Genomic DNA, 14,483 nt, shown 5'->3' with positions numbered 1-14,483 from the left:
ATCAGGCCCGCTCGGCTACCCAGCCCTGGACCGACTGCAGCGCTGCCGGCAGCGCTGCTGCGTCGGTGCCGCCCGCCATCGCCATGTCGGCCTTGCCGCCGCCCTTGCCGCCGACCTGCTGGGCGACGAAGTTGACCAGTTCGCCGGCCTTGATCCGGCCGGTGCTATCGGCCGTCACGCCGGCGGCGATCTGCACCTTTCCGCCGTCGGCTGCGGCCAACACGATCACCGCGGTCTTCAGCTTGTCCTTCAGCTTGTCCATCGTGTCGCGCAGCGTCTTGGCATCGGCGCCCGGCAGCGTGGCGGCCAGCAGCTTCAGGCCGCCGACGTCGACCGCCTGGCCGACCAGCTCGTCGCCTTGCGAAGACGCCAGCTTGCCCTTGAGCGCCGCGACTTCCTTCTCCAGCGTGCGGACCTGCTCCAGCACCTGCGCGATCCGGCCCTGCAGTTCGGCCGACGGCGCCTTCAGCGTGCCGGCGGCGGTGTGCACCGTCGATTCCAGCTCCTGCAGGTAGGCCAGCGCCTGGGCACCGGTCACGGCCTCGACCCGGCGCACGCCGGCGGCGACGCCGCTTTCCGACACGATCTTGAACAGGCCGATGTCGCCGGTGCGCTGCACGTGGGTGCCGCCGCACAGCTCGCGGCTGGTGCCGATGTCGATCACCCGCACCGTCTCGCCGTACTTCTCGCCGAACAGCATCATCGCGCCGGTCTTCTGCGCTTCCTCGATCGGCAGCACCCGGATCACGTTGGCGGTGTTGGCGAGGATTTCCTCGTTCACCCGGCGCTCGATCTCCAGCACCTGCGCATCGGTCACCGGCGCGTTGTGCGCGAAGTCGAAACGGGTGCGCTCCGCGTTCACCAGCGAGCCCTTCTGCTGCACATGTGTACCCAGCACCTCGCGCAGGGCCTTGTGCATCAGGTGGGTGACGCTGTGGTTGCGCTGGGTGGCGAAGCGCAGCTGCGTGTCCACCCGGGCGGTGACGGTGTCGCCGACCGTCAGCGTGCCCTGGGTCTGGGTGCCGTGGTGGCCGAACACGTCGGCCTTGATCTTCTGCGTGTCCTCCACGCCGAACTGCGCGCCTTCGGCCGACAGCGTGCCCTGGTCGCCGACCTGGCCGCCCGACTCGGAATAGAAGGGCGTGGTGCTCAGCACCACCACGCCGCTCTGGCCTTCGGCGAGTTGCTGCACCGGCGTGCCTTCGTGGTAGAGCGCGATGACCTGGGCGGTCTCCTCGACCAGCGCGTCGTAGCCGGTGAAGGTGTTGCCGCCGCCCGTGTATTCCAGCGCCCGGTCCATCTTGAACTTGCCCGCGGCGCGGCCGGCGGCCTTCTGCTTGTCCATCGCGGCCTGGAAGCCGGCGGCGTCCACCTCGACTTCGCGTTCGCGGGCCACGTCCTGCGTCAGGTCGAGCGGGAAGCCGAAGGTATCGTGCAGCTTGAAGGCGACTTCGCCCGGCAACGTCTTCACCCCGCCGGCGAGCGCGGTGTCCAGGATCTCCATGCCGTTGGCGAGCGTCTCGAAGAAGCGCTCTTCCTCCGTCTTCAGCACGGCGGTGATGCGCTCTTCGTCGGCCTTCAGCTTCGGATAGGCGTCGCCCATCTGAGCGACCAAGTCGGCCACCAGCTTGTGAAAGAACGGCTTCTTCTGGCCAAGCTTGTAGCCGTGGCGGATCGCGCGGCGCACGATGCGGCGCTGCACATAGCCGCGGCCCTCGTTGCTCGGCACCACGCCGTCGGCGACCAGGAAGGCGGTCGCGCGGATGTGGTCGGCGATGACGCGCAGGCTCTTGTTCGACAGGTCCTGCTCGCCGGTCTCGCGCGAAGCGGCCCGGATCAGCGCGTCGAACAGGTCGATCTCGTAGTTGCTGTGCACATGCTGCAGGATCGCGGCCAGCCGCTCCAGGCCCATGCCGGTGTCGACGCAGGGCGCGGGCAGGCGCTTGACGCTGCCGTCCTCGGCCATGTCGAACTGCATGAACACGTTGTTCCAGATCTCGATGAAGCGGTCGCCGTCCTCGTCCGGGCTGCCCGGGGGGCCGCCGGGGATGTGCGGGCCGTGGTCGTAAAAGATCTCGGAGCACGGGCCGCAGGGGCCGGTGTCGGCCATCATCCAGAAGTTGTCGGACTTGTAGCGGCCGCCCTTGTTGTCGCCGATGCGGATCACCCGCTCGGGCGGCAGGCCGATCTCCTTCGTCCAGATGTCGTAGGCCTCATCGTCCTCTTCGTAGACGGTGGCCAGCAGACGCTCGGGCGGCAGTTGGTAGACCTGGGTCAACAGCTCCCAGGCCCACTGCAGCGACTCGCGCTTGAAATAGTCGCCGAAGGACCAGTTGCCCAGCATCTCGAAAAACGTGTGGTGGCGCGCGGTGTAGCCGACGTTCTCCAAGTCGTTGTGCTTGCCGCCGGCCCGCAGGCAGGCCTGGACGGAGGCGGCCCGCACGTAGGGGCGCTTGTCTTCGCCGAGGAACACGTCCTTGAACTGCACCATGCCGGAGTTGGTGAACATCAGGGTCGGGTCGTTGCCCGGCACCAGCGAGGACGACGGCACCACCGTGTGGCCCTTGCTGGCGAAGAAATCGAGAAAGCTCTTGCGGATGTCGGCGACGGTGAAGGTGGTCTGCGGTGCGTTCATGGTGCGGGTCTCGATTCGGATACGGTCGGCGCCGGCGGAGGTCTTCCGCCTGGCGCGTTCGCCATCAGCGGACCGGTGCCGGTGCGGAAAATCGTGGGGTCTGCGGATGCGGCCGGGGGGGTATGCGCTGCCCGTCGCACGCGGCAGGAACGGCGCCCTCCCGGGGGAAGCCGCGGCGGCGGACATGGGCGCACAATTTTAGCCACGCAGGTAGTTGTCCTCTGGGCGACCGCCCGGGCTGCCGCAAGAATCGAGGATCGCTCTTCCCTCCTCCCGACCAGTCCACCCGCCATGCAGCCCTTCCGATTCCAGACCGTCCCCCACATCGTCGTCGAGCGCGGCGCCGCCGCCCGGCTGGGCGAGGTGTTGGCGACCCGGTTCACGCCCGGCCGCATCTGCGTCGTGACCGATCCGTTTCTGGAGCGCAGCGGCCTGCTCGCGCCGGCGCTCGCGAGCCTCGCCGCACACGGCTGGCAGGCACAGGTGCTGAGCGACGTGCAGGCCGATCCGCCCGACCATGTCGTCGCGGCGGTGGCGGCCCGGGCACGCGAGGCCGGCACCGAGGTGGTGCTCGGCCTCGGCGGCGGCTCGTCGATGGACGTGGCCAAGCTGGTGGCGGTGCTGCTGGCGTCCGACCAGCCGTTGGCGGCGATGTACGGTATCGATAACGTGCGTGGCGAGCGGCTGCCGCTGGTGCAGATGCCGACCACCGCCGGCACCGGCTCCGAGGTCACGCCGATCTCGATCGTCACCACCGGCGAGACCACCAAGAGCGGCATCGTCGCCCGCCAGCTGTACGCCGACATGGCGATCCTGGACGCCACCCTCACCACCGGCCTTCCGCCGGCGGCGACGGCCGCCACCGGGCTCGATGCGATGGTGCACGCGATCGAGGCCTTCACCGGCCGGCGGCTGAAGAATCCGCTGTCGGACCATCTGGCGCTACTCGCGCTGCGGCTGCTTGCGGACAACATGGTGCGCGCCTGCGAGCAGGGAGACGACCTCGACGCCCGCGAAGCCCTGCTGCTCGGGGCGATGCTGGCCGGCCAGGCCTTCGCCAATTCGCCGGTCGCGGCGGTGCACGCGCTGGCCTATCCGCTGGGCGGGCGCTACCACCTGCCGCACGGCCTGACCAATGCGCTGGTGCTGCCGCACGTGCTGCGCTTCAACATCGCCGCCGCGCCGGACCACTATGCGGCGCTCGCCGACGCGCTGCAGCCGGGCGGCTCGGGCGAAGTGCCGGCCCGGGCCGAGGCTTTCGTCGCCGGCGTGGAGGCGCTGATCGCCGCCACCCGGCTGCCGATGCGGCTGCGCGACCACGGCGTGGCCGAGGACATGCTGCCGACGCTCGCCGCCGACGCGATGCAGCAGACCCGGCTGCTGGTCAACAACCCGCGCGAGATGACCGAGGCGGACGCGCTGGCGATCTACCGGCAGGCGTTCTAGCGCGGGGCTGCGCACATCGGCCCGCCCTAGAATCGTTGCGCGCGGCCCACATGCCTTGACGGGCCTGCAACCCGCTAAGGTAGACAGGTCCCGCGGCGCCCCGTCCCTCCCTCGATGACCCCGACTTTCCCTGCACCTGCCCTGCGACGCACGTTCGCGCTCCAGCGCGAGGACAGGCGCACCCGCCCGCCATGACCGCTCCCGCCGGCGCCTCCGCCGCCCTGCCCTGGCGCGTCCTCGTCATCGAGGACGACGCCGACAACGCCCGCTACATCGCCGACGGCCTGCGCGAGCACGGGCACACCGTGGTCGTGTGCGCCGACGGCATGGAAGGCCTGCAGCGCGCGGTCGCCGAAGCCTGGGACCTGCTGGTATTGGACCGGATGCTGCCGCACAAGGTGGACGGCCTGTCGATCCTCTCCACCCTGCGCAGCCTCGGCAAGAAGACGCCGGTGCTGGTGCTGTCGGCCCTGTCGGCGCTCGACGACCGGGTGCGCGGCCTGAACGCCGGCGGCGACGACTACCTGCCCAAGCCGTTCGCCTTTTCCGAACTGCTGGCGCGCCTGCAGGCGCTGGTGCGCCGGGCCCGCACCGGACCGGAGGTGCGCGAACTGCAGATCGCCGACCTGCGCATCGACCTGGTCGCGCGCAGCGTGGAGCGGGCCGGCCAGACGATCGCGCTGCAGCCGCGCGAATTCCGGCTGCTCGCCTACCTGATGACCCATGCGCGCCAGGCGGTCACCCGCACCATGCTGCTCGAATCGGTGTGGGACTACCGCTTCGACCCGCAGACCAACGTGATCGACGTGCAGATCAGCCGGCTGCGCCAGAAGGTGGACGTCGGTTTCTCCCCGCCGCTGATCCACACGGTCCGCGGCGTCGGCTACCTGCTGTCGGACGCGCCCGAGGCGGCGCTGCGGTGATCGCGGCGGTGCGCCGGCTCTGGCGCTCGGTCGCGTTCCGGATCGCCCTGCACTACGGGCTGCTGACGCTCTTCTTCATGGCCGTGCTGCTCGCGATCGTCTACTGGCAGACGGTCGTGGTGCAGCAGCACCGTACCGACCGGCAGATCGTCGCCGCCGCGCAGCGGCTCGCCGCCCGCTTCGCGCTGGGTGGACAGGAGGATGTGGCCGAGCAGATCGCGCTGCAGCTGGTGGACGGTGTGGACAGCGATTCCGAGGTCTATCTGCTGCAGGACGCTGCCGGCCGCGCCGTCGCCGGCAACCTGGCGCCCTCGCCCGACTGGACCCGGCTGGGCGACGCGGTCGTGCCCCGCACCGCCCGGCGCAGCGGCCAGCCGGCATCGCTGCGGGTGCAGCAGCGCCGCTTTCCCGACGGCAGCATCCTCGTCGTCGGCCGCGACCTGCGGGAGCAGCACCGCATGGAACGGGTGGTCGGCCATGCGACCCTGGCCGCCGGGCTGGTGGCGCTGCTGCTGGTCGGCATCGGCGCGTACCTGTTCCGGCGCGACGTGGAAGGGAGCATCGCCGGCATCCGGCGGACCGCCGCGCGGATCGAGGCCGGCGAGCTGGACCAGCGCATCCCCGCCACGGGCGAAGGCGACGAGTTCGCGCACCTGGGGCACGACATCAACCGCATGCTCGACCGCATCGAGGAACTGATGCACGGCGTGCGGCACGTCTCCGACACCATCGCCCACAACCTGCGCACACCGCTGTCGCGCATCCTGCTGCAGCTGCGTGCCGCCCAGCGGCCGGACGCAAGCGTGCCGGAACTGCGCGCGGCCGTGGACGGCGCGGTGACGGAGGTGGAGGCGCTGGCCGTGGTGTTCGACAAGCTGCTGCGGATCGCCGAGGCGGAGACCGGCGCCCGCCGGCACGGTTTCAGCCCCCTGGCGCTCGGCGACGTGCTGGCCGACCTGGCCGAGCTGTACGACGCGGTAGTCGAGGCACAGGGCGCGACGCTGCACTTGGCGGCGGCGCCCGATGCGGTGGTGCGCGGCGACCGCGACCTGCTCGCGAACGCGGTTGCCAACCTGCTCGACAACGCCCTGAAATACGGCGGGCCCACCGGCGACGGGCGCGGCGCGACGATCCGGCTGCGCTGCGAGCGCCGGGGCGACCGTTGCCGGCTGGTGGTCGAGGACGACGGCCCCGGCATCCCGGCCGAAGAACGGTCGCGGCTGGGCACCCGCTTCCACCGTCTGCGGGCGGCGGTCGAGGCCGACGCGCCGGGCGTCGGCCTGGGCCTGGCGAGCGTACGCGCCGTCGCGCACCTGCACGGCGGCACGATGGCGGTAGAGGACGGCGCCGGCGATACCGGTGCCGCAGGCGGACGGGGCACCGCGGTCGTCCTGGACCTGCCGGCGCACGACCGCTGAGCGGCCGGCAGCGCGGCATTGCGGCACCGACGCGACCGCCACCTTTCCGAATGGTAATGCTCCGTTCATGCAGCGCCGGCCGGGGACTGCCTAGCATCGGTCGAACGCCGCAGCCGCGGCCGTCCGGAGCCTGTCCTTGTCCCTGTCCCGTCCCTTCCGGCGCACCGCCGGGTCGACCTGCGCCGCGCTGCTGTCCCTCCTGATCCTGTTGGGCTGTGCGCCCGACGCGGTGCCCCGCATCGCGGACGACGCCCCGCCCCCCGCCCCGTTGCAGCGGGGCCAGGTGCGGCTGCAGCCGCCGTCGCTCAAGGTGCTCGAGATCCAGCCGGTGTCGGCCGAGCGCGGCACACGGCCGGTGTGGGCGCCGGCACGGGTGGTGTTCCAGGACGACCGGGTGACCGCGGTGGCCGCGCCGGCCGCCGGCCGGGTGGTGGAGATCCACGCACGGGTCGGCGACGCAGTGCAGGTTGGCGCGCCGCTCGCCACCCTGGCGAGCCCCGACGCGGCCCGGCTGCGCAGCGAGCGGGCCGCGGCTGGCATCGAGGCCCGGCTGGCCGCAGCCGAGCTGCAGCGCCAGACGACGATGCTCGACCGTGGCGTCGGCACCGCCGCCGAAAAGACCGCCGCGGCCGCGCGCCACGACGCCGCCCGGCTGGAAGTGGCGCGCGCCGACCGCGCCGCCGCCTTCGTCGGCGCCGGCGACCAGGACCGGGTCGTGCTGCGCTCGCCGCGCGACGGCGTGGTCGTCAACCTGAGCGCCACCGCCGGCGGCATGGCCGACGCGGGCGGCGCGACGCTCTTCACCATCGGCGATCCGGCCGCCCTGTGGGTGGTGGCGGACGTGTTCGAAAGCGACCTCGAAGGCATCCTGCCCGGCGCAGCGGTGCAGATGCAGTTCTCCTCGATGGCGCATCCGGTGCGCGGCCGGGTCGAGCGCGTCGGCGCGGCGCTGGAAGCCGAGACGCGCCGCGCGCCGGTCTACATCGCCCTGCGCGAGACCGTCGCCGGTCTGCGGCCGGGCGCCCTGGCGCGGGTCGGTATCGAAGTCGCTCCCGGCAGCGGCCTGACGATCCCGCTGTCGGCGGTCCTGATCAAAGACGAGCGCCGGTCGATCGTCTACGTGCAGCGCGGCGACCGACCCGACGGCACGGTGTTCGAGGCGCGCGACGTGAAGCTCGGCCTGCCCCTGCGCGGCGCGATCACCGTATTGGAAGGGCTGGCACCCGGCGAACGCATCGTGGTGCGGGGCGGGCTGCTGCTCGACGGCGCGGCGAGCCAGCTGCTCTGACCGGCATGCTGCGCGGACTGATCACGCTGGCGGTGCGCCGCCGGCTCGCCGCCCTGGTCGCCACGCTCGCCGTGGCGGCCTGCGGCGTCTATGCCTACCTGGGCACGGCGATCGAGGCCTATCCGGACGTCACCAACGTCCAGGTCGGCATCATCGCGCAGGCCCCCGGCCTCGCGCCCGAGGAGGTCGAGCGCCAGATCACGCTGCCGCTGGAGCGCGTGCTCAACGGCACGCCCGGCCTGCTGGCGCTTCGGTCGGAGAGCTATTTCGGCCTCGCGATGGTAAACATGGTGTTCAACGACGGCGCCCGCAGTGCCGCCGCGCGCGCCGAGATCATCCAGCGGCTGCCGCAGGCCGCGCTGCCCGACGGCGCGCAGCCCGAGATGGCGCCCGACTACACCCCCCTCGGCAAGATCCTCTATTACCGCCTGAGCAGCGACCGCCACAGCTTGCCCCAGCTGCGCACCGAGCAGGAGTGGACGATCACCCGGATGCTCAAGCAGGTGCAGGGCGTGGCCGACGTGATCAGCATCGGCGGCTTTGTGAAGGAGTTCCACGTCGAGGTCAGTCCGCTGCGCCTGCACGGCCTGGGACTGACGCTCGGCGACGTGGTCGAAGCGGTGTCGAAGTCGAACATGAACGTCGGCGGCGGCCTGTTGCGGCGCGGCGAACAGTCATTGATCGTGCGCGGCATCGGCCTGTTGAAGACGCCGGCCGACATCGAGGCCATCGTGCTGAAGGCGGCCGGCAGCACGCCGGTGACGGTGGGCGACGTGGCGCGCATCACCCAATCGCACACCCCGCGCCAGGGCTCGGTCGGCATGGACGACGAGGACGACGTGGTCCAGGGCATCGTGCTGCTCAAGCGCGACGAGAACCCGTCGGTGGTGCTGGCGCAGGTCCACCGCGCGGTCACCCAGCTCAACGAGGGGCTGCTGCCGCGCGGCATGCGGATCGACACCACCTACGACCGGGCGGACCTGGTATCCCACACGCTCGACACGGTGCACCACAACCTGCTGTTCGGTGCTGCGCTGATCGTCGGCGTGCTGTGGCTCTTCCTGCGCAGCCTGCGCGGCTCGCTGATCGTGGCGACGGTGATTCCGCTGTCGCTGCTGGTCGCCTTCGTCGGCCTGTACCTGCTCGGCATGCCGGCCAACCTGATCTCGATGGGAGCGATCGACTTCGGGATCATCGTCGACGGCGCCGTGGTGCTGACCGAGAACATCCTGCGCAACGCCCGGCTGCGCCAGCCGCAGTCCCGCGCGGAGCTGCGGGCGGTGATCGTCGACTCGGCCATCGCGGTCGCCCGGCCGACGCTGTTCGCGATGGCCATCGTCATCGCGGCGCTCATCCCGGTGTTCTCGCTGCAGAGCATCGAGGGTCGCATCTTCCGACCGCTGGCGCTGACCTATACCTTCGCGCTCGTCGGCGCGCTGGTGTTCGCGCTGACGCTCGTGCCGGCGCTGTGTGCGCTGCTGCTGCACCCGCGCACCGTGGCCCAGCCCGAGCCGCCGATGTTCGAGCGCATGCACCACGGCTTCCAGCGCTGGCTGGCCGGCCTGCTGGCGAGCGGCCGCCGCCGGCTGACCGCGGTGGCGGCGGCGGCGGTCGCGCTGGTCGCCGCGGGGGCATCGGTGCTGGCGCTCGGCACCGAGTTCCTCCCGGAACTCGACGAGGGCGACGTCTACGTGCTGGTGCAGATGGAACCGTCGATATCGCTGGAAACCGGCCGCGACGTGCTGCGCGACATCCGCGGCCGGCTGCGGGCCTTCCCCGAGGTGCTCAGCGTGACCAGCGAGCAGGGCCGGCCCGAGTCCGGCACCGACAACGAGACGCTCAACATGGCGAAGATCCTGGTGCGGCTGCGCCCGACGGCCGACTGGCGCGACGGCATCGACAAGCCGGGCCTGGTGGACGCGATGCGCGAGCGGCTGCAGGAGATTCCCGGCGTGGACTTCAACTTCGCCCAGCCGATCCGCGACAGCGTGGAGGAATCGACCTCCGGTGCACGCGGGCACGTGGTGCTCAAGCTGTTCGGCCCCGACATCGCCACCCTGCGCCGCACCCTGCAGCAGGCGCAGGCCGCGATCGCCCCGATCGACGGCGTGGTCGACCTGGGCCTGTACCGCGACGCACCGGCGCCGCAGCTCCACATCGCCTTCGACCGCCGGGAGCTGGCCCGCCGCGGCATCCTGGTGGAGGCCGCCGAATCGGCGGTGGAGATCGCCCTGGCCGGCAAGGTGGTGACCACCCTGTGGGAAGGCGAGCACGGCGTGCCGGTGCGGGTGCGGCTCCCCTATGCCGACCGGATGGACGAAGCCGCGATTCGCGAGATCGCGGTGGCGGCGCCCGGCGGCGGCACCGTGCCGCTGCATGCGGTCGCGACCATCGGCATCGAGGTCGGCAACTCGTCGATCTTCCGCGAGGGCAACGCCCGCTTCATGGCGCTGAAGTTCAACGTGCGCGACCGCGACATCGGCTCGGTGGTCAAGGAAGCGCTCGCCGCCGTCGATGCGCAGGTGCCGATCCCCGAAGGCTACCAGGCGGTCTGGGGCGGCGAATGGGAGAACCAGCAGCGCGCCGCCGCCCGGCTGAAGGTGGTGATCCCGCTGTCGCTGCTGATCGTGTTCGCGCTGCTGTACGGCGCGCTCGGGCAGGCCCGGTCGGCACTGCTGATCCTGGCGACCGCGCCGTTCGCGATGGTCGGCGGCGTGGCCGCCCTGCACCTGACCGGCATCGACCTGTCGATCAGCGCGGCGATCGGCTTCATCGCGCTGCTCGGCCAGGTCGCGCTGGTGGGCCTGCTGGTGGTGAGCGCCGTCGAGTCTCTGCGCCGCGACCAGGGCATGCCGCTGCTGGCGGCGCTGGTCGAAGGGACCGCCGAGCGGATGCGGTCGGTGCTGCTGGTCGCGCTGCTGGCGCTGCTCGGTCTGCTGCCGATGGCGGTCTCCACCGGCGTCGGCAGCGAGACGCAGCGGCCCTTCGCCTCGGTCATCGTGGGCGGGATGGCGGTGCTGCCGCTGGTCGCGCTCGTGCTGCTGCCGGTGCTGTACGCCGCCTTCGGCCCGCGCCGCCTGCGGGCGGCCGATGCCGACGACGCCGACGACGAACGTCCTGCCGCCGAACCCTCTCCGGCTTCTGCCCCATGAATCTCCGACGACCTCTTTGGCCGCTCGCATGCGGCGCCCTGCTCCTCCTGGCCACACCCTCGGCGCCGGCCGAGGAACGCCCCCCTGCCCTCCCGGTCGAGCCGGGCGCCGCGGCCCTGCCCGACGTGCTCACCCTCGACACCTGGCTGGAGCTGGTGCGCTGGCGCAGCCCGGCACTGGCGGTCGAGCGGGTCGGGATCGACGCCGCCCGGGCCGACGTGGTCACGGCCGGGACGCTGCCCAATCCTGTGGTGTCCAGCAGCCGTCAGGCCGGCCGGCGGGGTGCCGCGAGCGAGCACGAAGCGGCAATCGAGCAGCCACTGCCGATCTTCGGTCAGCGCGGACTGCGGCAGGCCAACGCGCGCCTCGGTGTGCGGGCGGTCCGCGCGCGGGTAGACGCGCAGGTCGCCAGCGTGCAGCGGGAGGCTGGCCTCGCCTTCCTGGCGCTGCAGGCGGCCGACGCCCGTGTGCGGCTGGAGGAGGCACTGCTGGCCGATTTCGACGACGCCGCGCGCATCGTCGCCGGCCAGGTCGAGGCCGGCAGCCGCAGCCGCTACGAACGCACGCGGATCGAGGTCGAACGCGCCGCGCTGTCGGCTGCGGCCGAACGCCAGCGGGCCGAGGCGGCCGAGGCCGCGGCCCGGCTGGCGCTGCAGGTCGGGGCACCCGGCTGGCGGCCCCGGACCGCGGCGCCGCCGACCCTGCCCGCACCGGCCGCGGCCGCGTCCCAGCTGTGGAGCACCGCGCGCGAACGGCTGCCGGCGGTCCGCGCCGCCCGTGCCGATGCCGCCCAGGCGCGTCAGCGGATCGACTTGGAGCGCCGCGAGGCGTGGCCGGTCCCGTCGTTCGGCGTGGGCCGGGTCCGCGACGGGGAAGGCCGGCATACCGTGCTCGGCGTGGCCGTGGCGATCCCGCTGTTCGACCGCAACCAGGGCCCGATCGCCCGCGCGCGGGCCGAGGCCGACGCCCTGGTCCTGCGGCAGGACGCGGTCGAGCGCCAGGCCGAAGCCGACCTGCAGCGCGCCGCCGACCAGTTCGCCCGCCGGCGCGCGCTGGCCGAGCGCTACCAGCAGGAGGCGCTGGCGCCGCTGCCGGAACTGCGCCGCATGGCACGCGACGCCTACACGCTCGGCCGCGGCGGCATCCTGGAGTTCATCGACGCGCTGACCTCGGCCGCCGAACGCGAGGCGACGCAGCTCGACCTGCTGGAGGCCGCACTCGCAGCCGAGCTGGACCTGCGCTTCGCCACCGGCCAGGCGGGCGGCGTGGGGCCGCTCGACCACGTCCAGGACTGACGGCAAAACGCTCCTGAATTTGTAGCAGGTAGCGTACGTCCCACCTGCGCCGGCGGCCAGAAACGTCACGATTTCGACACGCCGAGCTTCCTATACTCGGCGGCTATGCGTCCGTCTTCGTCATTTCTCGCAGCGGGTGCCGGTCGTGCCGGCTGGCTGCTGCTGTTCCTCGCCGCGCCCGTCGTCGCCCAGCAGGCCCCCGATCCCTTACCGCCGCCCGAGCCCGAACGCTTCGGCATCCATGCCCAGGCCACCTACATCCGCCAGCAGAAACATGCCTTCCAGGCACCGTACAGCGGCGTCAACAGCCTGTCGCCGGAGCGCGAGCGCAGTTATTCCTTCACGTCGACCGCCTTCCTCGGACTCCGCCTGGCACCCGAGACCGAGCTGTATTTCAACCCCGAGGTGGTCCAGGGCGTGCCGATGTCCCGGCTGACCGGCCTGGGCGGCCTGACCAACGGCGAACTGCAGAAGACCGCCGGCGCCAAGCCCGTCGCCTACCGCGCCCGCCTGTTCCTGCGCCAGACCTGGGGCCTGGGCGGCGAGCGCGAGGCGGTCGAGGCCGACGCCAACCAGCTCGCCGGGGTGCGCGACAAGCGGCGGGTGACGGTCACCGTCGGCAACTTCGCGGCGTCCGACATCTTCGACGACAACGCCTACGCGCACGATGCGCGAACCCAGTTCCTCAACTGGTCGTTCCTGACCCACGGCGCCTACGACTTCGCCGCCGACTCGCGCGGCTATTCCTGGGGCGTCGCGCTGGAATACCGGCACGACGACGACTGGACGGTGCGGGCCGGCCGCTTCCTGCAGCCGCGGGAATCCAACGGGTTGAAACTCGACCGGCGGTTCTTCCGCCGTTACGGCGACCAGATCGAGCTGGAGCGCAGCCACACGGTCGCCGGTAGGCCGGGCGCAGTCCGGCTGCTGGCCTTCCGCAACGTCGCCACGATGGGCGGTTTCCGCGACGCCCTGGCCTACGCCGCCCAGACGGGCGACACGCCCGACGTCGCGCCGGTCCGGCAGCGGCGGACCAAGCTGGGGGCGGGCGTGAACCTCGAGCAGCAGGTGGCCGACGACGTCGGCGTCTTCGCGCGCTGGGCGCGCAACGACGGTCGCTCCGAAACCTACGCCTTCGCGGAGATCGACCGGTCCTGGTCGGTCGGCACCACCATCGGCGGCCGCACCTGGGGCCGGCCGGCCGACGCGCTCGGCATCGCGCATGCCCAGAACGGCCTGTCGCCCGCCCACCGGGACTTCCTGGCCGCGGGCGGAGCGGGCTTCTTCGTCGGCGACGGCCGCCTGCGCTATCGAACCGAGCAGATCACGGAAACCTACTACCGGATCGGATTCGCCGGGCCGGCCAATCTGCAGAACGCGCTCAGCGTTGGCTTTCAATACATCCGCAACCCGGCGTACAACGCCGACCGGGGACCGGTGCGGGTGGTGTCCGCCCGCCTGCACACCGAGTTCTGACGACCGCTCGGTCAGAACACCATCTGGAGCGAATGCAGCACCAGCCGCGCCAGCGACGGGCGGCGCATCGACTGATCCAGCATCGCTGCCATGCCGAGCGCGACCGGCGGCAAGGCACAGGCTGCGACGGCGGCGAGAGGCGCGTTGACAAGGGATCGGGCTGCGGTTTTCATGGGATCCATGATCGCCACCGGTCGTCATGCTGTGGTGCAGCATCGGCCGCATCGTCGGGCCGGATGCGCGGCCACTCGCCCTGTCTTGTGCTGCCTACAGCGATGTCGGCGAAATCTTCGCCGCGTAGGCACTGCCGGCGATGCTTGTCCTACAAGGCGGGGCTCAGGCGTCGTAACGAACCTTGTCCTCGTCCGGCTCGTCGTCCATCGCTTCGCCGTCGGCCTGGGCCAGCGCCAGTGTGCCGGCGGCCAGCGCTTCGGCGTAGGTGCCGAAGCTGCAGCCCGACGCGTTGTGCTGGACGAAGGTGAACTCGGTCTCGGTACTGCTGAGCAGCCCCCAGCAGTAGCCGCCGGCGGCATCTCTCAGAATCTGCAATGCGTGCGTGACCATGGTGCTCCTCGTGTGGCGCGGATTCTGGGCGTCGTGGCGTCCAAGGGTGTTTCAGGGCGTCAGCCCCCGGGCAAACCGCAGGCCGCCCACTGAAACGCTCCGCTAGAATCCGCCGCGCCGCGGGTGTAGTTCAATGGCAGAACGGCAGCTTCCCAAGCTTCATACGAGGGTTCGATTCCCTTCACCCGCTCCAGTCTTCCTAAGTCCTTGATTTATAAGGATTTTTTCAGGAAGCTGAAGAATGCAACTCACACCTAGAACTCACACAGGTGCTGAAAATTTAGGC

At 71.4% G+C, this 14,483-nt stretch carries 10 protein-coding genes and 1 tRNA gene; 8 read left to right on the top strand and 3 right to left on the bottom strand.

Features of this window, described 5'->3' with window-relative positions; all coding sequences use genetic code 11:
• Nucleotide 1 precedes the first annotated feature (1 nt).
• The gene (alaS, locus tag QZ500_RS11945; protein ID WP_295855576.1) at nt 2–2,635 is read right to left on the bottom strand and encodes an alanine--tRNA ligase; all 2,634 of its coding nucleotides are present in this window, start codon (nt 2,633–2,635) and stop codon (nt 2–4) included.
• Nucleotides 2,636–2,926: 291 nt separating this feature from the next.
• Between alaS and QZ500_RS11940 the strand changes: the two genes are divergently transcribed.
• The 7 genes from QZ500_RS11940 (at nt 2,927) to QZ500_RS11910 (ending at nt 13,633) form a co-directional block, all read left to right on the top strand.
• Nucleotides 2,927–4,081, top strand: a complete 1,155-nt coding sequence (locus QZ500_RS11940; RefSeq protein WP_295855575.1) for an iron-containing alcohol dehydrogenase — start codon at nt 2,927–2,929, stop codon at nt 4,079–4,081.
• Nucleotides 4,082–4,272: 191 nt separating this feature from the next.
• Nucleotides 4,273–5,004 (top strand): response regulator transcription factor, encoded by a 732-nt coding sequence (locus QZ500_RS11935; protein WP_295855573.1) that lies wholly within the window; start codon nt 4,273–4,275, stop codon nt 5,002–5,004.
• Nucleotides 5,001–6,422: an ATP-binding protein gene (locus QZ500_RS11930; protein WP_295855571.1), complete on the top strand. Its 1,422-nt coding sequence runs from the start codon at nt 5,001–5,003 to the stop codon at nt 6,420–6,422. The genes QZ500_RS11935 and QZ500_RS11930 overlap by 4 nt, the downstream gene beginning before the upstream one ends.
• A 136-nt stretch (nt 6,423–6,558) precedes the next feature.
• On the top strand, nt 6,559–7,710 hold the full coding sequence (locus QZ500_RS11925) for an efflux RND transporter periplasmic adaptor subunit (protein ID WP_295855569.1): 1,152 nt from the start codon (nt 6,559–6,561) through the stop codon (nt 7,708–7,710).
• 5 nt (nt 7,711–7,715) lie between these two features.
• Entirely contained in the window at nt 7,716–10,862 is a 3,147-nt protein-coding gene (locus QZ500_RS11920; protein ID WP_295855568.1) for a CusA/CzcA family heavy metal efflux RND transporter, read from the top strand.
• Nucleotides 10,859–12,157 (top strand): TolC family protein, encoded by a 1,299-nt coding sequence (locus QZ500_RS11915; RefSeq protein WP_295855566.1) that lies wholly within the window; start codon nt 10,859–10,861, stop codon nt 12,155–12,157. Before QZ500_RS11920 ends, QZ500_RS11915 begins: the two co-directional genes overlap by 4 nt.
• 105 nt (nt 12,158–12,262) lie before the next feature.
• Entirely contained in the window at nt 12,263–13,633 is a 1,371-nt protein-coding gene (locus tag QZ500_RS11910; RefSeq protein ID WP_295855564.1) for a carbohydrate porin, read from the top strand.
• Between the two features lie 11 nt (nt 13,634–13,644).
• Here the strand turns inward: QZ500_RS11910 and QZ500_RS11905 are convergent, their stop codons facing one another.
• Nucleotides 13,645–13,806, bottom strand: coding sequence for a hypothetical protein (locus QZ500_RS11905; protein ID WP_295855560.1), 162 nt, complete (start codon nt 13,804–13,806; stop codon nt 13,645–13,647).
• Between the two features lie 163 nt (nt 13,807–13,969).
• Complete coding sequence (locus QZ500_RS11900; protein WP_295855557.1) at nt 13,970–14,197, bottom strand: hypothetical protein; 228 nt, start codon at nt 14,195–14,197, stop codon at nt 13,970–13,972.
• 119 nt (nt 14,198–14,316) lie between these two features.
• Between QZ500_RS11900 and QZ500_RS11895 the strand changes: the two genes are divergently transcribed.
• Nucleotides 14,317–14,390 (top strand) — tRNA-Gly (locus tag QZ500_RS11895).
• Nucleotides 14,391–14,483 lie beyond the last annotated feature (93 nt).

The organism is uncultured Xylophilus sp. (assembly GCA_913776965.1).
In the GTDB taxonomy this organism is placed as follows: Bacteria; Pseudomonadota; Gammaproteobacteria; order Burkholderiales; family Burkholderiaceae_C; genus Xylophilus.
The sequence above is the reverse complement of the archived record's forward strand: the minus strand, read 5'-3'. Positions and strand labels throughout refer to the sequence as shown.

Bases quoted from the DNA above. Each gene is read 5' to 3' on its own strand.
- alaS (WP_295855576.1), bottom strand. From the start codon at position 2,635: ATGAACGCACCGCAGACCACCTTCACCGTCGCCGACATCCGCAAGAGC.
- QZ500_RS11940 (WP_295855575.1), top strand. From the start codon at position 2,927: ATGCAGCCCTTCCGATTCCAGACCGTCCCCCACATCGTCGTCGAGCGC.
- QZ500_RS11935 (WP_295855573.1), top strand. From the start codon at position 4,273: ATGACCGCTCCCGCCGGCGCCTCCGCCGCCCTGCCCTGGCGCGTCCTC.
- QZ500_RS11920 (WP_295855568.1), top strand. From the start codon at position 7,716: ATGCTGCGCGGACTGATCACGCTGGCGGTGCGCCGCCGGCTCGCCGCC.
- QZ500_RS11915 (WP_295855566.1), top strand. From the start codon at position 10,859: ATGAATCTCCGACGACCTCTTTGGCCGCTCGCATGCGGCGCCCTGCTC.
- QZ500_RS11910 (WP_295855564.1), top strand. From the start codon at position 12,263: ATGCGTCCGTCTTCGTCATTTCTCGCAGCGGGTGCCGGTCGTGCCGGC.
- QZ500_RS11905 (WP_295855560.1), bottom strand. From the start codon at position 13,806: ATGAAAACCGCAGCCCGATCCCTTGTCAACGCGCCTCTCGCCGCCGTC.
- QZ500_RS11900 (WP_295855557.1), bottom strand. From the start codon at position 14,197: ATGGTCACGCACGCATTGCAGATTCTGAGAGATGCCGCCGGCGGCTAC.